This window comes from Arthrobacter sp. NPDC057013 (assembly GCF_042674585.1).
Lineage (GTDB): Bacteria > Actinomycetota > Actinomycetes > Actinomycetales > Micrococcaceae > Arthrobacter.
In genome coordinates this window covers 1-20,130 of record NZ_JBHUSE010000011.1, presented here as the reverse complement: position 1 = coordinate 20,130, position 20,130 = coordinate 1, and the positions used below count along the sequence as shown (strand labels likewise).

Here is a 20,130-nt window from a genome sequence, read left to right as displayed (position 1 = left end):
TCAGCACTCAATTACATTCACAGCGAGGCCTCCTCGAGAGGTTTCCTTGTACTTGGTTTTCATGTCGGCGCCGGTCTCGCGCATGGTCTTGATGGCCTTGTCCAGCGACACCTTGTGGCTGCCGTCCCCGTGCAGGGCCAGCCGCGCAGCGTTGATGGCCTTGACGCTGGCGATCGCGTTCCGCTCGATGCACGGGATCTGCACCAGGCCGCCTACGGGGTCGCAGGTCAGGCCCAGGTTGTGTTCGATCCCCACCTCGGCGGCGTTCTCCACCTGTTCGGGCGTGCCGCCCAGCACCTCGCAGAGCCCGGCCGCGGCCATGGAGCAGGCGGAACCCACCTCACCCTGGCAGCCCACCTCCGCACCGGAGATGGAGGCGTTGATCTTGAACAGAATCCCGACGGCGGCCGCCGCCAGGAGGAAGCGCACCACACCGTCGTCGTCCGCTCCCGGAACAAACTTCACGTAGTAATGCAGGACAGCCGGGACGATGCCGGCCGCCCCGTTGGTGGGGGCGGTGACGATGCGGCCGCCGGCCGCGTTCTCCTCGTTCACGGCCAGCGCGAAGAGGTTCACCCATTCCATCGCCCTGAGCGGATCGGTGACGCCGGTGTCCGCGGTCAGGGTCCGGAAGAGCTGCGGCGCGCGCCGCTTCACGTTCAGCCCGCCGGGGAGGATGCCTTCCGCGGCGCAGCCGTTGTCCACGCATTCGCGCATCACGGCCCACAGCTTCAGCAGTTCCTCGCGGAGCTCCGCCTCGCTGCGCCACGCCAGCTCGTTGGCGAGCATGACGTCGGAGATCGACATGTTTTCGCGCTTGCAGATCCCCAGCAGCTCGTTGGCCGTGGTGAAGGGGTACGGCAGCGGGGTCTCGTCCGCCACCACCTTCGCGCCGGCATCGGCATCGCCGTCGACGACGAAGCCGCCGCCAATGGAGTAGAAGCTCCGTTCGCTCAGCACCGTGCCGGCGTGGTCCAGGGCGCGGAAAGTCATGCCGTTGGGGTGGGCCGGCAGCGACTTCCGCCGGTGCAGCACCACGTCCTCGTCCCAGTTGAAGTCCACCCGGTGGTCCCCGCCGATCCGGAGCTCGGCGTCCAGGGCGGCGGCTGCCACCTGGTCGTCGGCGGTAGAGGTGTCAACGGTCTCCGGGTCCAGGCCCTGCAGGCCCAGCACCACGGCCTTGTCGGAGCCGTGGCCCCGGCCGGTGGCGCCGAGGGACCCGAAAAGCTCCGCCTGGACCCGGGTGGTGGCGCTCAGCAGCCCGCCGCCCTTGAGTCCGTCGGCGAACTGCTTTGCCGCCCGCATCGGGCCGACCGTGTGTGAGGACGACGGCCCGATGCCAACGGAAAACAGATCCAGGGCGCTAAGCGCCATCAGGGCACCTCGGGGGAAGCGAACTCCCTCATGGCGTCCAGCAGCCAGCGGCCCAGGTAGTCGGCGAACGAGGCGCGGGGAAACAGCCGGAAGCTTTCCTCCCCGGTCTTGAACAGGACCACCGGGATATTGCCCACTTCGGTGTTCAGGGCGGTGCCGGCCTTGAGGGTGCGGGGGTGCAGGTCCAGGGCGCAGCCCTTTTCCAGAACTGCACGGGCCCGCGGGCCGGACAGCTCGAACGTGGTGCGGTTGGCGGACAGGTCCACCACCTGGCCGGGGGCGTCGCCCAGGGCGGACTTGAGGGAGCCGATCAGGTCCCCGCCGAGGGAGTCGTGGGCGTCCTCCGGGGCCACGATGAGGAACTCCTGCGGGCCGAGCCACAGGACGCTGACGCGTTCTGTGCCGCGGACCTCGCCGCAGCGCCCCGGCAGGCCGCCGGTGACGGAGGCGATCCGGGCGCCGGCCTCGGAGCTGGCGTCCACGCGGACGCCGGCCATGGTCTGGAACGGGCCCTCTTTGAGGGTGACTGTTCCCTGCACGGACCCGGCGTCGAATGCTTCGGCCAGGTGTGAGGCTGGGCTGCGGCGGATTTCCCGGAGTCCATTGATGCCGGTGAAGGCTGCGGTGTTAGCCATCTTTGCGGGTCCCTTCGGGGTCAAACAGTACGGTTTCTGCCACGACTACGTCGACGAGCTGGTTGCCGGCGGCGGCCACCAGGGTCTCGCCGATCCGGTTGCGGCCGTTCTTGATCAGGGCCAGGCCGAACGAACGGCCCAGGGCGGCGCTGTGGTAGCTGGAGGTCACGAAGCCCTGCATCGGGACCGGGCCGTAGGCGGGATTCGCCGGGATGCCCTTCTCCACCAGCTGGGTTCCTTCCGGAAGCCTCAGCGAGCCGTCCACCGGCAGGACGCTGACCAGGTGCTTGCGGTCATCGCGCTGCTGGTCCGCCCGGGAGTAGGAGCGCTTGCCGATGAAGTCCTTGGCCTTGGAGACGATCCACTCCATGCCGGCATCCTGCGGGGTAACGGTGCCGTCGGTGTCCTGCCCGACGATCGGGTAGCCCTTCTCGGCGCGCAGCACGTGCATGGTTTCGGTGCCGTAGGGGGTGATGTTGAACTCGGCACCGGCCGCGGCCACGGATTCCCAGGTGTTCAGGCCGTACCAGGACGGCACGTTGATTTCGTAGGCCAGTTCACCGGAGAACGAGATCCGGCAGATGCGGGCCTGCACGCCGGACGCGAGGGTGGTTTCACGGAAGGTCATGAACGGGAACGCCTCGGCGGACAGACCGTCGTTGGCGGCCAGTTCCGGGGCGACCTTGGCGATGACGTCGCGGGACTTGGGTCCGACGACGGCGATCGTGCTCCACTGTTCGGTCACGGAGGTGCAGTGCACATCGAGTTCCGGCCACTCGGTCTGCAGCCATTCCTCCAGCCAGTCCAGCACCTTGGCGGCGCCGCCGGTGGTGGTGGTCATGAAGTAGGTCTCTTCGTCCAGGCGCAGGGTCACGCCGTCGTCGAAGATCATGCCGTCCGGGAGGCACATGACGCCGTAGCGGGCGGACCCCGGGGCGAGCTTCTTGAACGCGTTGGTGTAGATGCGGTTCAGGAACTCGCCGGCGTCCTTGCCGCGGATTTCGATCTTGCCGAGGGTGGTGGCGTCCATGAAGCCCACCGAGTCGCGGACGGCGGCGCATTCGCGGAGCACGGCTTCGTCCATGTCCTCGCCGTTCTGCGGGTAGTACCACGGCCGCTTCCACTGTCCGACGTCCTCGAACAGCGCACCCTGGGCGACGTGCCACGGGTGGATCGAGGTGACGCGGGCGGGGTCGAACAGCTCGCCGCGCTGGCGTCCGGCCAGTGCCGCGAAGGCCACGGGCGTGAACGGCGCACGGTATGTGGTGGTGCCGATGTCGCCGATGCCCCGGGACGCCTCGCCGGCCTGGCGGAGTGCCGCGGCGATGACGCCGATGGCGTTCACGCCGGAGGTCTTCCCTTGGTCGTTGGCGGTGCTGATGGAGGTGTAGCGCTTGATGTGCTCCACGGACCGCATGCCCGCGCCGGTGGAGCGCAGGACGTCGGCCACGGACTGGTCGCGCTGGAAGTCGACGAAGTGGTCGTGCCAGTCGTCCGGGGTTCCGGTCTGGCCGGGGACCAGCCACAGCTGCCGGGTCGGGGCGGACGCCTTCGGCTCCGCCAGGGCGGAGGGCTCGACGGCGGATTCGAAGCCCGCGGCGATCGCGGCCGACGCTCCGGCCGAGATGCCCTCGGCCAGGCAGTCCGCGAGGTCGAAGCTGCCGCGGCCGGAACCGATGGTCTGCTGGTTCGGAACCACGGTGACCGGCACGAAAGCCGCGAGGTCCTCGTCCCAGCGCAGCTTGCCCTGGCGCTGCGAGTGCAGGTGCACCAGCGGGCTCCAGCCGCCGGACACTGCCAGCAAATCGGCGGCGATCTCCTCGACGCCCGAGGTGAGTTCGCCGTCGTCGTTAATGCTGCGGACGGTGACGCTGTTGAGCCGGCCGTCCGAGTCGGCGGCGGTGTTGGCCACGGCGCTGCCGATGAGCACCCGGGTGCCGGCCTCGGCGGCGGCGGCAGCCACCGGCGTGAGGCTGGAGCGGGCGTCGACGACGGCCGCGAGCTTGATGCCCGCGGCGCGCAGGTCCGCGGCCAGGGCGTAGGCGCTGTCGTTGGTGGTGCTGATGACCACGCGGGACCCGGCGGCCACGGCGTAGCGGTTCAGGTAGCTGCGGACGGCCGAGGCGAGCATGATGCCCGGGCGGTCGTTGTTCTCGAACACCAGCGGACGCTCGTGGGCGCCGGGGGCCAGCACAACCTGGTTGGCACGGATGTGCCAAATACGCTGGCGGGAGACGCCGGCGGCGGCCGGGCTTGAGAGGTGGTCGGTGCGGTTCTGGACCGCGATGACGTAGTTGGCGTCGTAGGCACCGAACGCGGTGGTGCGGTTCAGCACGGTGCTTTCGGCACCGGAGACCAGCTCGGCCTCGACGTCGGCAACCCATTCCAGGGCGGGCTTGCCCTCGATGGTTTCGGCCAGGTCGGGGGCGGTGGATCCGGCGAGCAGCGCGCCGCCGAGTTCGGGCTGGTCGTCCATCAGGATGACGCGGGCGCCGCTGCGGACCGCTTCGCGGGCCGCGGCCAGGCCGGCGGGGCCGCCGCCGATGACGAGGATGTCGGTGTGGACGTACTTCTTGTCGTACTCGGCGCGGTCATCGGCCGGGTCCAGCTTGCCGAGGCCGTTCAGGAAGCCGGCCTTGAGGCCGTCCACCAGGGAAACGGTGGTGGCGGGGAGCATGGACTCGGCGACGTCGCCGGGGAACCGGGCTTCGATCCGGACCAGGGCGTTGGGCTCTTCGACGCCGGCGGCCAGGATACCGCGGGGGCGGTCCTCGTACAGCGAGTTGCCGGCGGCGATGCGACCGTTGGCCAGCAGCGCGGAGGCCAGGGTGTCACCCGGGTGTCCGGTGAATTCCTCGCCGTCCACGGTGAAGCGCCAGGAGATGCTGCGGTCGATGCGGCCGCCGGTGCTGAGGCGCGTGTTCTGGGAGGTCACTTGGTCGCTCCTTCCGGGGCGGTGCTGGGGCTGAGGGGGGTGGTGCTGGCGGCGCCGGTGCTTGCGGTGCCGGTGTCAGCTGCGGGCGGGACGGGCGCGGCGGGCCGCGGCACCCCCATCGGGTAGACGGCCTGGATGTCATACGTGACCGTGTCGCGGAGCATGTTGAACCACTGCCGGCAGCCGGTGCTGTGCACCCAGCGTTCGGCGAAGGTGCCCTTGGTGTTCTCGCGGTAGAACAGGTACTCGGCCCATTCCCGGTCCGTGAGGTCGTTGGGGTTCTCGGGGTAGGGCACGTGGGCCTGGCCGCCGTAGTGGAAGTCGGTTTCGTCCCGCGGGCCGCAGTTGGGGCAGGAGATAAGCAGCATGTGCGTCTTCTTTCTGGTGGACCGTGGCTAGTGGGCGACGGCGGCAGCGCCGTGTTCGTCGATCAGGGCACCGGTTTCGAAGCGTTCCAGGGCGAACGGCTTGTTCAGCTTGTGCGGTTCGCCGGTGGCGATGGTGTGCGCGAAGGTCAGGCCGGCAGCCGGCGTGCCCTTGAAGCCGCCGGTGCCCCAGCCGCAGTTGACGAACATGTTGTCCACCGGGGTGGTGCCCACGATCGGCGAGGCGTCCAGCGTGGTGTCCACGATGCCGCCCCAGGTCCGGAGCACGTGTGCGCGGGCGAAGATCGGGAAGAGTTCGACGGCGGCCGCCATCTGGTGCTCGATCACGTGGAAGGAGCCGCGCTGGCCGTAGCCGTTGTAGGAGTCGACGCCGGCGCCCATGACCAGTTCGCCCTTGTGCGCCTGGGAGACGTACACGTGGACGTGGTTGGACATGACGACTGTCGGGTGGACCGGCTCGTGGAGCTCGGAGACCAGCGCCTGCAGCGGGTGGGACTGGATGGGGAGCCGGAAGCCGGCCATTTCCGCCAGGACCGAGCTGTGGCCGGCGGCGGCCAGGCCCACCTTTTCAGTGTTGATAGTGCCGCGGTTGGTCTTGACGCCCACCACGCGGTTGCCGTCCTTGATGAAGCCGGTGACTTCGCAGTTCTGGATGATGTCCACGCCCATCTCGTCGCACTTGCGGGCGAAGGCCCAGGCGACGTGGTCGTGCTTGGCGATGCCGGCGCGCGGCTGGTAGGTGGCGCCCATGACCGGGTAGCGGATGTTGTCGCTGATGTTCAGGATGGGGCAGAGTTCCTTGACCTGCTGCGGGTCCAGCCATTCGGCGTCCACGCCGTTGAGCTTGTTGGCGCCCACGCGGCGGATGCTTTCGCGCACGTCGCCCAGGGTGTGGGCCAGGTTCATCACGCCGCGCTGGCTGAAGAGGAAGTCGTACTCCAGCTCCTCGGGCAGGATTTCCCACAGCTTCAGGGCGTGCTCGTAGATGGCAGCGCTCTCGTCCCAGAGGTAGTTGGAACGGATGATGGTGGTGTTTCGGGCCATGTTTCCGCCGGCCAGCCAGCCCTTCTCCAGGACGGCGATGTTGGTCATGCCGTGGTTCTTGGCCAGGTAGTACGCGGTGGCCAGGCCGTGGCCGCCGCCGCCGACGATCACGGCGTCATAGGAGGACTTGGGCTCCGGGTTGTGCCACAGGAACTCCGGGTGTTCCGGAAGGTGGTGCGTGCTCACTGGGCTGCTCCAATCATGTCGTTTTCAAAGGCGGCAATCTCGGTGGCGCCACTGAGCTGGGGGTACAGGGGGAACTGCTCGGCGAGCGCGGTGACGCGGGCGCGGAGTTCGACGGCGGTGCCGTCGTCGAGCGTTCCGGTGCCTGCAGCGCTGGTGAGGGCCTTGGCGATGATGTCTGCAACCTCGGTGAATTCCGCGGCGCCGAAGCCGCGCGTGGCCAGGGCGGGGGTGCCGATCCGGAGGCCGGAGGAGACCATCGGCGGGCGGGGGTCGAATGGAACGGCGTTGCGGTTGACGGTGATGCCGATCCGGTGCAGCGTGTCCTCGGCCTGCTGGCCGTCCAGCTCAGAGTTGCGCAGGTCAACGAGGACCAGGTGGACGTCAGTGCCGCCGTTGACCACCGTGATGCCGGCGGCTTCAACGTCGGGCTGCAGGAAGCGCTCGGCCAGCAGCTTGGCGCCTTCCAGGACGCGCTTCTGGCGTTCCTTGAAGCCTTCGGTTGCGGCAAGCTTGAAGGCTACGGCCTTGGCGGCGATGACGTGCTCCAGCGGGCCGCCCTGCTGGCCGGGGAAGACCGCGCTGTTGATCTTCTTGGCGTACTGCTCCTTGGCGAGGATGACACCGCCGCGGGGGCCGCCCAGGGTCTTGTGCGTGGTGGTGGTGACGACGTCGGCGTACGGCACCGGGTTGGGATGAAGGCCGGCGGCGACGAGACCGGCGAAGTGGGCCATGTCCACCATCAGGTAGGCACCGACGAGGTCGGCGATCCGGCGGAACTCGGCGAAGTCGAGCTGGCGGGAGTAGGCGGACCAGCCGGCCACGATCAGCTTGGGCTTGTGCTCCAGGGCCAGGGCCTCGACCTCGGCCATGTCCACGCGGAAGTCGGATTCGCGGACGTGGTACGGGACCACGTTATAGAGCTTGCCGGAGAAGTTGATGCGCATGCCGTGGGTGAGGTGGCCGCCGTGGGCCAGGTCCAGGCCGAGGATCGTGTCGCCCGGGTTCAGCAGGGCGAACATGGCGGCGGCGTTGGCCTGCGCGCCGGAGTGCGGCTGGACGTTGGCGAACTCGGCGCCGAACAGGGCCTTCACGCGGTCGATGGCCAGCTGCTCGACGACGTCGACGTGCTCGCAGCCGCCGTAGTAGCGCTTGCCCGGGTAGCCCTCGGCGTACTTGTTGGTGAGGACCGAACCCTGCGCCTCCATGACGGCCGCAGGAGCGAAGTTCTCCGAGGCGATCATTTCCAGCGTGGACTGCTGGCGGTCCAGCTCGCGTGCGAGTGCCTGCTGGATCTCGGGATCGACTGCGGAAAGTCGGTCGTTCAACTGCTCAACCACGAATGCTCCTTATGAAATACCACTTAGCTTAGGACTGATATATCAGTGTGAGGTCAATGGTATGATTGAGCTCACAACAGAGTCAAGAGCAGGAAGCAAAGTGGAACTTCGCTTCCGCTTAGAGCCCATGAACGGAGTCCCGCTGTGAATGCCCTTCCCGCCATGCCGCCCGCCGAGGACGAAACACTGTCCCAGGCCGAGGCCGCGTACCGGCAGCTCCGCGACAAGCTGATCATGCTGGACATCCGCCCTGGCGATCCCATCAATGACGGCCAGCTGGCGGCGGAACTCGGCTTCGGGCGCACGCCCGTGCGTGAAGCCATCAAGCGCCTGGAGGTGGACCACCTGGTGGTGTCCTACCCGCGCCGGGGAACATTCGCCACCACCGTGGACTTCACCGAACTGGCCGACGTCTCGGAAATCCGGGAGCTGCTCGAACCGCTCGCGGCGCGCCGGGCCGCCAAGCGGGCCAACGCCGCCATGCGGGAGGAACTGCTGGACGTCGCCAAGGCCATCTCGGAACTGGCGCCCACCCCCGCCCAGTCGCGGGAGCTCATGCGCTACGACCTCACGGTGCACCGGCTGATCTACCGTGCCGCGGCCAACCCGCACCTCGAGGACACCCTGATCCGCTACGACAACCTCGCCACCCGCATCTGGTGCCTGGTCCTGGACAAGGTCCCATCCGTGAGCGGGCACATCGGCGAGCACGTGGACCTGCTCAAGGCCGTGGCCGAGGGCGACGCGGACAAGGCGGGCGAGCTCGCGCTGCACCACGTCACGAGCTTCGAGGAGACCATCCGCAAGGTGCTGTAGGACTTTCACGCGGCGCCCCATGCCCTTGTTGGCGGCCACCCGGGCGGCTATTCTGCCAGAAACGTCCGCCGCCAATGAGGGTGACAGCAGGGCCAGGTACCTGCCACTTCCAGGCCTGACCAGCGTTTCGAAAGAGGCACGCCGTGTCCGTTGCACCCACCCCTCAAGGCGCGTCCCGGCGTCGTCTGCTTTTCATCCTCCTTGCCGCCGTGGTGGTGGTTCTGGCGGGTGTGGCCATTGCCGTTTCTGCGCAGGCACCCCGGACGGATCAGCAGGCAGCGACCACTTCGCCGTCATCTGCGGCCGCCACTGCCCCCGCTGACGCACCGAGCCCCGCGTCCCCGGCTTCCGCTTCCCCCGCTCAGGAGGCTGCGAAACCGGCGGCCGCGGAGCTCCTGGACGAAGCCAACACCGTGTGCGAGATGCGTGTGACCGAGAAGTACCCCACCGCTGAGGTCCAGCCCGGCACCAAGTCCACCGCCAAGGCGAAGAGCGGCAACTTCCAAACCACCGGCTCCTACACCGACCCGACGGCCGGCAAGCCCGCGGCCACGGAATTCCAGTGCTCCTCGGTCAATGCCGGCGGCACCTGGACCGTGAACCTGGACCGTGGCTAGGCCTGTAACGGGCTAGAGATTCAGCGGCTGCCGAAGGCTCGGAGCCGTCCTGGCGTTCAGCAGGAGGTTGGTGATGCCAAGCATTTCCTCTGTGGCCCGCAGCAGCGAGTAGTGGCTGTAGGCACCCGTCACCACAGTCCCCGGAACGACGGACGGGGCCACCACGAAGTTGGGGATGGGCGTGTCCTCGTCATACAGAACCACGACGGCAGTGCGTCCCGCCTGGTAACTTTGGCTCGCCAGGATCACCGGCAGCCACCTCGAAAGCCACGTGTCGCCGGTGGTGATGCTGCAGTCGTGCGTGTCATTGCAGACGTTCGGGGTGATCAGCGAGAAGCCGGGCAGCGTGTTGTTCGTCAGGTCGTTGAACAGGTTCCCGGACGTCGTGGTCCCGAGCGGGACGTTGTTGGTGGCGCATGCGGCCCTGTCCCCCGTCCCCTGGTAGTAGGCCTCCGGGTTGTGCCTCACCGCGTAAAGGCCGGAATCGGTCAGCCTGCAGTTCGCCGGCATGTCCTCCTGGTAGCTCTTCTGGGTCAGTCCACGTGCCCGGACCTGGCGGAAGAGATTGTCCGCGGTAATGGCGGGAAGACTGCCCGGGCTGCTGTCCGACGTCACACCCTGGTTGCTCCCAGAAGTCAGGGCGATGTAGTTCGGCAGTGAGGGGAACGCGGACCCGGCGTCGCTCCAGTTGGTCATGCTGGCGCACTTTTGGGCAGTCTGCGTCATGTACGGTGCGCTGGGGCTGCCGATGACCTGGGAGTACCTCTTATTCTCGAAGATGATCCAGATGACGTGGTCGTAGGTCGCCGGCGGGGCGGCGGCTGTTCCACAGGGTGAGCCCGGCGGCGGGGGCGGCGGCGGCGGAGGCGTGGAGCCGGTGGTGAGCACCAGCTGCGGCCGGCGGGTGGCGTCGCTGAATTCCTTCGAGTTGTAGATAACGCCATCGGAGTTCGTACTGCTGATGCGCAGGGAGTACGTTCCGTCGCCCTTGACCAGGCTGAAGACATCCACTTCCACCCAGGTGCCAGTGCTGACAGCTCCCAGTGAGGCGATGTTGGTGCTGCTTGCGGCAGGCGCGTTCGACCAGGTCACGGAACCCTCAGCCCAGCTGTTGTCCGGCACATGCCGGAACTGTCCGCCGGACGGCGAGGGATCTGCCACGAAGAGCCGCAGCTTCGCAGCTGTGACCGTCCCTCCGGTTCCGGTGACAACGAATTTCAGGAACGACATCTCCACGGGGCTGTTATCGGCCTTCAGGCCGGTGGCCGTGCCGTAATTGGTGCCCGGCGTCGCACTTTTCACGACCGCGTCCGCCGATGGGCCCAGGGTAATTGTGGCAGCCCGGGCAGGCACAGCGGTTAAAGAGAAGGTAGCCGTAAGCAACAATGCTGCAGCCACAGAAAATGGACGAAGACGCGCATTCTTCGACGACGAATTGCTACCCTGCAGATTACCGCGTGGAGCTGCAGGGCTTAATTGGAGCTTCATGAGAAAATTCCCATCTTGCTGAGTGCATGAAATAGTGTCTCGATGTCGCCCGGGCCTTGCCCGGGAACCGCGGCGGACGAAGGCTTCCACGCCCCTGACTGACTGAACGGAGCGGCGCCCTTTTGCCGGTGGGCTCATTATAGGAAGCACCATAAATGCGGGGCTGTACGCACTTTTGCGTATGGCTTTTAGGGATATGCCGCTTACGGACAATTAGTCAGCAAGTTTTGCAAAGCAATTATCAGTTATTGTCATTGGATCATCGAATTTCGAAACTGCAAAGCTATGTATTTGATTGCTAGAATGCTCGGATGACGCGGAACGAAGCGTTATACCGGGAGTGGCTGGAATTTGTCGGGGAATTCCTGCAGCATCCATTTGCGGCCCACCCCCGCGCGGAGGAGGCGATCTCCAAGCGGCTCACGGCTTCGTTCAACGCCGCATGCTGCAGCCGCAGCAGTGTTGGCCCGGACTGGGTTGACAACATGGAGGGCTGCTGGCCCGGCGATTATCTTCCCAAGCTGCCACCAGGCCCGCGCGTTCCCGATGCCACCTGGCAGCCGCTCCTGCGCTGGTACGCAGTGTCCGGGCTTTCCGGTCCCCAGTCTCTTGCCCGGGTTCCCGGGCAGGTGGCTGACTGGCGCATGCAGGCCGAATGGCAAGACCTGGCCAGGCCGCTGGGAATCGGCTTCCAGCTGGCCATTCCCCTGCTCCTGGATGGTCCGGTTCATCGCGCCTACCTGCTGGCGAGGCCCGACCGGGAGTTCGACGACGATGAGCTTACCCTGGCCATTGCCCTTCAACCGATTCTGACGGGCCTGTACCGGCAGCTCGCCTGGGCCTCGGAGGACACGTCAACAGACGGGCCCGGGCTGACCCGGCGGGAACTCGCCATCCTGGGGCTGCTCGGCCAGGGGCTGACCGCCACGTCCCTGGGCCACCACTTCAACATCTCCCCGCGGACAGCGCAAAAGCACCTCGAACACATCTACCGCAAGCTTGACGTGGGCGACCGGCTGATGGCGGTGCAAAAAGCCGCCCGGTTGGGGCTGCTGGACCAGACGTTGGCGGTGGCGACAAACGGCAGAGTTTGAGGAGAAACAGGGAGTCCCCCGGGACCTTCCCGGGGGATTCCTCTATTCATGGGTGAATGCCGTTCATGGGTGAACTCTGTTCATGGGGCAAAAGGAGTTCATGGGTTGCTAGTGGCCGCCACCTCCGATCACGCCTTTCTCGACGGCCTTCGTGACGGCGTCGGCTTCGGTCTGGGTCAGGGTGCCGTCCTTGACGGCGGTGTCCAGCTTGGTCTTCAGCGCGGCAGCGCGTTCCGCCTGTTCAGCCGTGCGGATTTCAGTCAGGGCCGCGGCGACCTTGGCTTCGTCCACACCGAGTGCCGTCGCCAGGGACTTGGCCATCGCCGCATCCTGGGCGGTGCGGTCAGGCCTGGTGCCCTCGGTCGGCGCCGCCGTCGGCTTGTTGGCCTCGCGGAACGCCTGGATTGCGTCGCTCACTTTCGTTTGGGCGACACCCAGCTTGGTGGCAAGGTCTGCCGCGATCTGGCCGCGGTCGCCCTTGTGGCCACGGAAGCCGTCAGTCGGGGCGCTGCTGTCCGTCGAAGTACTTGACGTTGCGCTGGGGCTCGGGGTGGTGGCGGCTGAGGCCATTCCGGTAGCCCCCAGGCCGGCGCCCAGCGCCAGGGCGCCGGCGGTGATGCCAAGGGTGATTCTCTTGGTTCGTGACATGTTGTCTCCTTGATCGGCCGTGTGCGGCTTTGAACGGAAGGGCATCTGTCCTAGCCCCTTCCTCAAAGATCCAGCCACAGGTTAGGGCACCGCTGTTCGGAAACTGTCAGGAGGCTGTGAACCCTGCCCGGGGCCACAGCCCCGGCGTTTCCCCAATCGCGGCGGCAACTACCGAGGAGTAGTGTGAAGGCCATGGATGAGTCGCCTCCGGACGGTGAACAAGCACCCGAACTGTTCCGCAACGTGGACGGAGAAACTCTCCGGCGCCAGGTGCTGGAGATCATCAGCGACGTGCTGGCGGACTCCGATCCGCAGAAAGCATGGGCCAGGGAGCAGCTGCTCGACTTGCTGGCAACCCACATGGACGACCCCGAACAGGCCCTCCTCCATCATCTGATCAGCACCCGGAACGTCCCCAAGTCCTCACCGCAGAATCCAGCGGAGGATTCTTCGCGCAACGAGGCCGCCGCGGGGAAGAGGATGCTGCTGACGGCCTTCCAGCCCATCAGGCAACTGCCCGGCGGAGAAGTAATCGGGGTTGAGGCGCTGGCACGGTTCGTCAGCCATGAGGGGACCAGCGCAGACGTCTGGTTCCGCGGAGCCGCCGCGATGGGACTGGGGCCGGACCTGGAGATCGCGGCCCTGCACCTCGCCCTTTCCGCGGCAGGAGAAATTCCGCCCCACTTTTTTGCGTCGTTCAACCTCAGCCCCACGGCATGCGCCGACCCCCGTGTTCAGGCTCTGATGCTGGGCGGCACGGTCGACCCGGAGCGGATGGTCATCGAGATCATGGGCGACCTTGCGGACCGGGAACTGGCGGGCCTTGCTGCTGTTCTGAGCCCCCTGCGCCAGCACGGCGTGCGCCTTGCCGTGGACGGCTCCGGTCCGGCCGCCACCTCGGCGAAGCAGATCCTGCACCTGCTCCCCGACATCATCAAAGTCGACCGCGACTTCCTCGCCGGCGCCGTTTCGCCAGGCAACGGGCCGGGTACGGCCCCCTTCATTTTTGCACTGGCCGAGCAGACAGGCGCGACACTGTCCGCGGAAGGAATCGAGAGCCGCGAGGAACTCGCCGCCGTCGTGAAACTGGGAATCACCAGAGGCCAGGGCTATCTGCTGGGCAGACCCTCGGTGGACCCTCGCGACTGGGCAGCCTGGACCGGCGACGCTGACCCTTTGGGAGAGCGCCGCCTGGATTTCCCCCGCTGAGACGGGCTCCGGGGACGCGCGCAACAGGCCCGCCTACGGCCTCCGAGGCTCCTTTGCCTGGACGCTTGAGCACGGCCAGTTCACGCTCGAACCCGCACCACTTTGCTGCCTGGAGCCAAACTGTGAGTTCGCTCTTAATCTGACGCGCGGGCTTTGTGTCCCGGCCAAGCGGGCGTACCTTTCGAGAAAGGGCCTCTTCTCCAGGCGTCCGCGCCGGAGATGCAGGCCACCCGGTCCGGAAGAGGCCAAAATGAAAACACGTACGCGTAATGCCACCGTTGTGGCGGGCATAGCCGTCCTCCTGGGGACGGCCGGCGGAGGAATGCTCACCGCGCCGGGGCAGGTGAAGCAACAAATCTCCAATGACGCCGTGATCCGGGTGTCCGCTACGTCCCCTGACCACCACTCCCGCGGAGAACACAGAACCACCCACCACACCAGGAACCGGTCCGCGCAGGAAACGACCGCGCAGAACCGGACTGCCGTAGCCGGAGTGGAGGCGGCGGCTGATGTAGAGGCACGTGGCCAGGCAGCCGGCCAGTCACCGAACGGTGCCAACACCGAGGTAGTTCTCAGATCCCTGCCCGGCCTCGATGCAGACGGGGATTCGTGCTCGTAGCCGCGCCCTGTTTCCGGAACTCCGTTATAGACCGGAATAACAGTTAAAGACCGATGGCGGCCCCACCATCCGGTGAGGACCGCCCCGGCGGCGGTGCCGCCGTCGGCCTATGAAGCCTCGGTTTTGATCCAGGCAGGACCTAGACGATGGCTGCGCGGAGTTCCTTCGCGGCCAGTGCGGGGTCTGCTGCACCGTAGATGGCGCCGCCGGCCACGGCGACATCGGCGCCGGCCTTCTGGACGTCACCGATGGTGGCGAGCTTCACGCCGCCGGCCACGGAGAACGGAACGCGGGCTTCGGCGCCGGCGCGGAGCAGACCGTTCAGGTCAAAACCGGGCTTGGCCTGCTCGTCCAGGCCGGCGTGCATCTCCACGAACTTCGCACCCAGGGCACGGACTTCCTTGGCACGGGTGACCTTGTCAGCGATGCCGATGAGGTCAACCACGACGCCCTTGTTGTGGGCCTGGGCTGCCTTGACGGCACCGGCGATGGTGGAGTCGTCAGCGGCACCGAGCACGGTGACCAGGTCGGCGCCGGCCTTGAACGCGATGTCGGCTTCGAGCTCGCCGGCGTCCATGGTCTTCAGGTCAGCGAAGACGACCTTGTCCGGGTGGGCTTCCTTGACCGCGGTGATGACGGACAGGCCTTCGGCCTTGATCAGCGGGGTGCCCAGTTCGATGATGTCAACGTGCTCGGCAACCTTGCCGGCCAGCTCGAGGGCAGCTTCGGTGGTCAGGAGGTCGATGGCAACTTGGAGCTTCATGTGTTTTTCCTTACTTGGATTTGGTTTTAGGTGGTTCTTCCGCAGCGGCGTCCTCATCCCGGAGGCTCTGGAACGCCGCTTCCCTTCCATCTTCGAACGCCAAGCCTGTGGGCACCACAGCATGATCGGGCAGTCTTTCCCACCCAAAGGGGTAGGCGGCACCTGGGCTCGAGATCCTCCTTTCGGCGCTGCGCGCCCCTCCCCGGGTGTAGGGTCAGGAGTCAGGAACCTCTTCGGTTCCGCTACAGGAGCGATATGGCTGACAAGTCCCCCCGTCAAGCAGCATCCAAGAAATCCACCAAATCCATCAAGGAAAAGCGTGCCGACAAACGGGCCGCCGCGGCACCCGCCAGCTCACTTGACAAGACCAGCGCCAAGCCCGTGCCGGCAAAGAAAAAGTGACAGTTTCGCCGCACTACCTCACCCTTGGGGTCCTGTCCTCACCACGCAAGCCTGATGAACGCCGCGTCCCACTTCACCCGCTCCATCTTGAACGCATCCAGCCGGAGCTGCGCCAGCACATGATCTTTGAACGCGGCTACGGGGAACGTTTCGGCTTTTCCGACGCCCAGCTGGCGCAGTTGGGCGGGCGGCTGGGCAACCGTCAAGAGATTGTGGCGCAGGCGGACGTTGTTCTGTTGCCCAAACCCCAGCCGCAGGACCTTGGCGAACTTCGGGACGAACAGGTTCTCTGGGGCTGGCCGCACTGCGTCCAGGACACTGCCGTTACGCAGTTGGCCATCGATAAGAAGCTGACGCTGATCGCCTTCGAGGCCATGAACCACTGGGCATCTGACGGCGGCTTCGGCCTACATGTCTTTCACAAGAACAACGAGCTTGCCGGCTACTGCTCGGTCATACACGCATTGGCGCTGACTGGGTCCACCGGGGACTACGGCCGACGCCTCCGCGCCGTCGTCATCGGTTTCGGTGCCACCGCCCGCGGTGCTGTCACGGCATTGAACGCACACGGTGTCCATGACGTGCAGGTGCTGACGAACAGGGGCGTTGCTGCGGTAGGCGCCCCAATCCACTCAGTACGGATCACCCAGTTTGATCATGACGACAAGGCGCCGTTCCTTAGCCAGGTCATCACCGAACGCGGCCGGGTTCCCCTGGCTCCCTTTCTGGCCGAGAGTGACATCGTAGTCAACTGCACCCTTCAGGACCCGAACAATCCCCTGACCTACCTCCGGACCGAGGATTTGGCCGCATTCCAGCCGGGAAGCCTGATCGTGGATGTGTCCTGCGATGAAGGCATGGGATTCAGCTGGGCCAAGACCACAACCTTCGCAGAGCCGATGTTCACCGTGGGTGAGCACATCAACTATTACGCGGTGGATCACAGCCCGTCCTACTTGTGGAACTCCTCCAGCTGGGAAATCAGCGAGGCCCTCCTGCCTTTCCTCGAGCCGGTCATGTCAGGACCTGCGGCCTGGGATAACAGCGAGACCATCAGCAGGGCAATCGAGATCCGCGAGGGAGTCGTCCGCAACCCGGCAGTGCTGGAATTCCAGGGACGCGAGCCGGGCTACCCCCACGCCGTGCCCGAAATGGTGGTCAGCTGACTGACCACCATTTCCGGCGCAGGGCCGGCTCAGCTGACGCTTCTTCGTTGCGCTCGGCATTAGGATCTTCAGTCCGGTCAAGAACCTCCCACACGACCATCGCGAGTGTGGCGGCGGCGGCCACGGCCCCGGCGACGACCCAGGCTACCCGGGCGCCCTTACCCGGTTGGTGCCCGCGACGAACACTAACGGGTCCGATGCCAGCAGACCGCCGGTCCGGCTTCCGGCCCCTGATGCGTCCCTGTGCGCGTCCAAACATCTCCGTTCCCAACTTTCTCTAACTCCCAACTTCTCCAACGCTGTTTCGTCCCGAGCAGGACTTGCAAAACGTATCGAGCACGTTAGCAGGATTCAGCCGAAGAGCGCCTTGCCACCACCCGAGGCCGGTGGCAGGGTGGCGGCATGGAGATCGAGGTTCGGCCGGCGGTGCAGTTTGAGGACGTGAAAGCGGTGGTGGGGCCCAAGCGGCCGGACGCGACGGTGTGCTGGTGCCTGAGCTACCGCATCCCCTCCAAACAGAACCTGGAGTTGCGCGGCACAGCCCGCGGGGAGCTGGTCCAGGAACTGTTAAGCGAGGATCCACCGCCCGGGGTTCTGGCGTACGACGGCGGGGAGGCAGTTGGGTGGGCCGGGGTCCATCCGCGCGCCGATACCAGCTTTGCCCGGAACCGCCGCATCCCCCACGTGGACGATCTGGACGTGTGGTCGGTGTGGTGCATCCGGGTCCGGCCGGGGTACCGCGGCAAGGGAATCTCCCACCGGCTGCTGCAGGGCGCCGTCGACTTTGCCCGCTCCTACGGCGCGCCAGCCGTCGAGGGTTATCCGGTGGATAACCAGGGCCGGAAGGTAGACCTCACCATGGCCTACGTGGGCACCCGCAAGCTCTTCGAGGCGGCAGGCTTCGCCAAAGCCGCGGACACCGACTCCGTCCTCAACGGATTCCCGCGCGTGCTGATGCGCCTTGACCTGCGCCGATTGAACTGATCTGTGCCAGTCTCGCTGACGCCCGGCGGCGTTACCCGGCTTGACGCGATGTCAGCTCCGTCACACTTCCCGGCATAGGATCGGGACATGGCTTCGAACAATGACCTGGAACCCGACGCCGACGCCGAGGTCGAGGGCGGCCAGCAGGGCGGCGTACAATCCGTCGACCGGGCGCTTGCTGTCCTGGAGATCCTGGCCCGCGACGGCCATGCAGGCGTGAGCGAAATCGCCGAGGAAATGGGCATCCATAAGTCCACGGTGTCCAGGCTGCTTGGTTCCCTTGTTGGCAGGGAGATGGTCCACCAGAACAGCGAACGGGGCAAGTATCAGCTGGGATTTGGCATCCTTCGTCTGGCAAGTTCCATCCCTGGCCGGCTGAGCCTGGTCCGCGAGGCACGCCCGGTGCTCGAGAACCTGGCCGAGGCATTTAAGGAAACCGTCAACCTCGCCGTTCTTCGCTCCAACTATGCCGTCAACGTGGACCAGGCCATGGGGCCCTCAACCCTGGCCACCTACGACTGGGTGGGAAGCCTTACGCCCCTGCATGCGACGTCGAGCGGGAAGGTCCTGCTGGCGGCGCTGGACGCGGATGAACGTGAGCGCATCCTGAAGGAGACAGGGCTGCCGGCCCGGACACCGCGGACCATCACCAAGCGCGACAAACTCGAAAAGCAACTGATCGACGCCGCCCACGACGGCTACGCGGTGACCCTCGAAGAGTTCGAAATAGGGTTGAACTCCATGGCGGTGCCGGTCTACAACCACCTGGGAACGGTGATCGGCGCGGTCAGCATCTCCGGCCCGGCCTTCCGCTTCGACCCGGAGAAAGTACCGGGCCTCGTTGAGGGCCTTGGCCAGGCCGGCCTGCGGATCAGCGCCAACATGGGCTACACCCGGCGCTGATCCAGCCGGCTCACGTACTTCTCCATGGCGTCGACGGCCGCCGTTGCCCCGCCGGAGCTGCGGACGCGCTGGCTCATCGCCGCAATCTTGCGCCGGATCTCCTGGTCCTGGCCGACTTCCGTCACGACGTCGTGGATCATCCCCGGCGTAAGGCCCTCGGCGGGAAGGCGGCGTCCCAGTCCCAGCTCCTCGACGCGGCGGGCGTTGGCTTCCTGCTCCGGTTGCAGCGGAAACGCCACGAGGGGAACGCCCAGATACAGCGCCTCCATGGTCGAGTTCATCCCCGTGTGGGAGAGGAACACACGGGCATGCCGCAGGACCTCCAGCTGCGGAAAGAAAGGCCGGACCTCTGCATTCGGCGGGACCTCCCCCAGTTCGGCCACCTCCATCCGGTCGCCGACGGCCATGGCCACCTGCCATTCTGTGCCCGCAAACGCGTCCAGGCACATGCGAAAGAAGTCCGGCCGGTCGTTCAACGGCGTGGTCCCGAGCGAGATGAACAGCAGAGGCGCGTCCTTGATGCGCGGCTGCCATTCCTCCTCGCCGCCCCTCCGGCCAAGGCTGGGTCCCACGAAGTGGAAACGGCCATCGAAGGTGTCAGCTGCGGGCTGGAATTCCCTCGGGATGAAGCAGATGTTCAGGGAAGCCGGGGGTCCCTCCATGAAATTGAACCCGGCGAGGCCCTGCTCCCTCGCGAAATCCTCGATGAGCTGGCGGGCCTGCTTCCACGCCGCGAGCATTTCTGCTGGCGGACGGGCGGGCATCAGCTCACGCATCGAAAAATGCTCGTTGGTGGCATAGGTAGGAAGCAGCGCGACGTCCGGCAAATCTAGTTTCAGGGCGGCCATCTTCCCGGCGAGGGTCATGGCGTCATAGCAGACCGCATCCGGCTGATCCGCGGCCAGCCGGGACAACAGGGCGGGAAATTCTTCCCGGGCCCTTTCCAGCAGCCGCTCCAGCAGTCCCGACATCATGCCGGACCCAAGCCCCGCCAGCATGCCCGCCCGGGGCGGCCGCCCGGCGTCGTCCTGTGCGGGACTGCCGGGAGCAGAAGCGCCGAACCGGGGAAACTGCGACGACAGGTCCTCGCCGTTCTCGAAAAAGATGGCCCCGGCAGATTCGACGGCGGCCGCGTACTTGGCCGAGGTGGCATACGTGACCCGGTGGCCTCTCCGGACCAGCTCTGCGACCACCGGCAGCGTCGGGTTCACGTGGCCCGTGGCTGGAAGGCAAACAAAGGCAAAATGCATGACAGACACTCCTCCGCCCGGGCAGCGACAGGATCATCGTACGCGCTTAAAAACTGACTGAGCCTGCCGAAAGCTTGGTTTCGGCAGGCTCAGTCAGCGGATTAGAACTTTATGGGGCCGGGGTGGTGGTTTCTTTGCGTTGCAGTGTTTCGGCGCGTTCTTCCAGGGGCGGGGTGTCTGCGGTGAGGCCGAGCAGGGCTTCGCCGGTGAGCGGGACGTCGCCGACTTTTTCGTTGACCCAGTCGTGGAAGGCACCAATGTGGTGCTCGGACGG

General features: G+C 66.3%; 19 protein-coding genes. 9 read left to right on the top strand and 10 right to left on the bottom strand.

The annotated features are described in order from the left end of the window. Genes ACFTSA_RS14920 through glyA form a run of 6 tightly spaced genes read right to left on the bottom strand, consistent with a single transcriptional unit; the run spans position 1 to position 7,897 of the window. On the bottom strand, positions 1-1,374 hold the full coding sequence (locus tag ACFTSA_RS14920) for an L-serine ammonia-lyase (protein ID WP_377952255.1): 1,374 nt from the start codon (positions 1,372-1,374) through the stop codon (positions 1-3). After that, positions 1,374-2,009, bottom strand: a complete 636-nt coding sequence (locus ACFTSA_RS14915; protein WP_377952254.1) for a sarcosine oxidase subunit gamma — start codon at positions 2,007-2,009, stop codon at positions 1,374-1,376. The genes ACFTSA_RS14920 and ACFTSA_RS14915 overlap by 1 nt, the downstream gene beginning before the upstream one ends. Next, positions 2,002-4,944 (bottom strand): sarcosine oxidase subunit alpha family protein, encoded by a 2,943-nt coding sequence (locus ACFTSA_RS14910; RefSeq protein ID WP_377952253.1) that lies wholly within the window; start codon positions 4,942-4,944, stop codon positions 2,002-2,004. Before ACFTSA_RS14910 ends, ACFTSA_RS14915 begins: the two co-directional genes overlap by 8 nt. After that, positions 4,941-5,312 (bottom strand): sarcosine oxidase subunit delta, encoded by a 372-nt coding sequence (locus tag ACFTSA_RS14905; RefSeq protein WP_377952252.1) that lies wholly within the window; start codon positions 5,310-5,312, stop codon positions 4,941-4,943. Before ACFTSA_RS14905 ends, ACFTSA_RS14910 begins: the two co-directional genes overlap by 4 nt. A gap of 27 nt (positions 5,313-5,339) precedes the next feature. Then, positions 5,340-6,560 (bottom strand): sarcosine oxidase subunit beta family protein, encoded by a 1,221-nt coding sequence (locus ACFTSA_RS14900; protein WP_377952251.1) that lies wholly within the window; start codon positions 6,558-6,560, stop codon positions 5,340-5,342. Then, positions 6,557-7,897 (bottom strand): serine hydroxymethyltransferase, encoded by a 1,341-nt coding sequence (gene glyA / locus ACFTSA_RS14895; protein WP_377952250.1) that lies wholly within the window; start codon positions 7,895-7,897, stop codon positions 6,557-6,559. The genes ACFTSA_RS14900 and glyA overlap by 4 nt, the downstream gene beginning before the upstream one ends. A 144-nt stretch (positions 7,898-8,041) precedes the next feature. Between glyA and ACFTSA_RS14890 the strand changes: the two genes are divergently transcribed. Together ACFTSA_RS14890 and ACFTSA_RS14885 are read left to right on the top strand one after the other, a co-directional pair. Then, a complete protein-coding gene (locus ACFTSA_RS14890; protein ID WP_377952249.1) occupies positions 8,042-8,713 on the top strand; it encodes a GntR family transcriptional regulator in 672 nt (223 codons plus the stop codon). 143 nt (positions 8,714-8,856) lie between these two features. After that, on the top strand, positions 8,857-9,330 hold the full coding sequence (locus ACFTSA_RS14885; RefSeq protein WP_377952248.1) for a hypothetical protein: 474 nt from the start codon (positions 8,857-8,859) through the stop codon (positions 9,328-9,330). 12 nt (positions 9,331-9,342) lie between these two features. Here ACFTSA_RS14885 and ACFTSA_RS14880 read toward each other — a convergent pair whose 3' ends face one another. Next, on the bottom strand, positions 9,343-10,632 hold the full coding sequence (locus tag ACFTSA_RS14880; RefSeq protein ID WP_377952247.1) for an alkaline phosphatase family protein: 1,290 nt from the start codon (positions 10,630-10,632) through the stop codon (positions 9,343-9,345). 497 nt (positions 10,633-11,129) lie between these two features. Between ACFTSA_RS14880 and ACFTSA_RS14875 the strand changes: the two genes are divergently transcribed. Then, the gene (locus ACFTSA_RS14875) at positions 11,130-11,912 is read left to right on the top strand and encodes a response regulator transcription factor (RefSeq protein ID WP_377952246.1); all 783 of its coding nucleotides are present in this window, start codon (positions 11,130-11,132) and stop codon (positions 11,910-11,912) included. Between the two features lie 108 nt (positions 11,913-12,020). Here the strand turns inward: ACFTSA_RS14875 and ACFTSA_RS14870 are convergent, their stop codons facing one another. After that, positions 12,021-12,560, bottom strand: coding sequence for a hypothetical protein (locus tag ACFTSA_RS14870; protein ID WP_377952245.1), 540 nt, complete (start codon positions 12,558-12,560; stop codon positions 12,021-12,023). A 192-nt stretch (positions 12,561-12,752) separates the two neighbouring features. On the opposite strand from ACFTSA_RS14870, the gene ACFTSA_RS14865 reads away from it, so the two are divergent. Both ACFTSA_RS14865 and ACFTSA_RS14860 read left to right on the top strand, forming a co-directional pair. Continuing rightward, positions 12,753-13,769, top strand: coding sequence for an EAL domain-containing protein (locus ACFTSA_RS14865; protein ID WP_377952244.1), 1,017 nt, complete (start codon positions 12,753-12,755; stop codon positions 13,767-13,769). A 250-nt stretch (positions 13,770-14,019) separates the two neighbouring features. After that, positions 14,020-14,388: a hypothetical protein gene (locus ACFTSA_RS14860; protein WP_377952243.1), complete on the top strand. Its 369-nt coding sequence runs from the start codon at positions 14,020-14,022 to the stop codon at positions 14,386-14,388. Between the two features lie 139 nt (positions 14,389-14,527). Here the strand turns inward: ACFTSA_RS14860 and hxlA are convergent, their stop codons facing one another. Beyond that, a complete protein-coding gene (gene hxlA / locus ACFTSA_RS14855) occupies positions 14,528-15,151 on the bottom strand; it encodes a 3-hexulose-6-phosphate synthase (protein WP_377952242.1) in 624 nt (207 codons plus the stop codon). A gap of 255 nt (positions 15,152-15,406) precedes the next feature. Here hxlA and ACFTSA_RS14850 point away from each other — a divergent pair, with 255 nt between their 5' ends. The 4 genes from ACFTSA_RS14850 to ACFTSA_RS14835 all read left to right on the top strand — a co-directional run bounded on the left by ACFTSA_RS14850 (position 15,407) and on the right by ACFTSA_RS14835 (position 18,606). Further along, entirely contained in the window at positions 15,407-15,553 is a 147-nt protein-coding gene (locus tag ACFTSA_RS14850; RefSeq protein WP_175305048.1) for a hypothetical protein, read from the top strand. Then, positions 15,550-16,719: a N(5)-(carboxyethyl)ornithine synthase gene (locus ACFTSA_RS14845; protein WP_377952241.1), complete on the top strand. Its 1,170-nt coding sequence runs from the start codon at positions 15,550-15,552 to the stop codon at positions 16,717-16,719. The genes ACFTSA_RS14850 and ACFTSA_RS14845 overlap by 4 nt, the downstream gene beginning before the upstream one ends. A gap of 402 nt (positions 16,720-17,121) precedes the next feature. Further along, positions 17,122-17,703 (top strand): GNAT family N-acetyltransferase, encoded by a 582-nt coding sequence (locus ACFTSA_RS14840; protein ID WP_377952239.1) that lies wholly within the window; start codon positions 17,122-17,124, stop codon positions 17,701-17,703. Positions 17,704-17,790: 87 nt separating this feature from the next. Next, complete coding sequence (locus ACFTSA_RS14835) at positions 17,791-18,606, top strand: IclR family transcriptional regulator (RefSeq protein WP_377952237.1); 816 nt, start codon at positions 17,791-17,793, stop codon at positions 18,604-18,606. Here ACFTSA_RS14835 and ACFTSA_RS14830 read toward each other — a convergent pair. After that, positions 18,591-19,856 carry a macrolide family glycosyltransferase gene (locus ACFTSA_RS14830; RefSeq protein WP_377952235.1) on the bottom strand — a complete coding sequence of 422 codons (1,266 nt, stop codon included), beginning with the start codon at positions 19,854-19,856 and terminating at the stop codon, positions 18,591-18,593. The genes ACFTSA_RS14835 and ACFTSA_RS14830 overlap by 16 nt on opposite strands. Between the last annotated feature and the right edge of the window lie 274 nt (positions 19,857-20,130).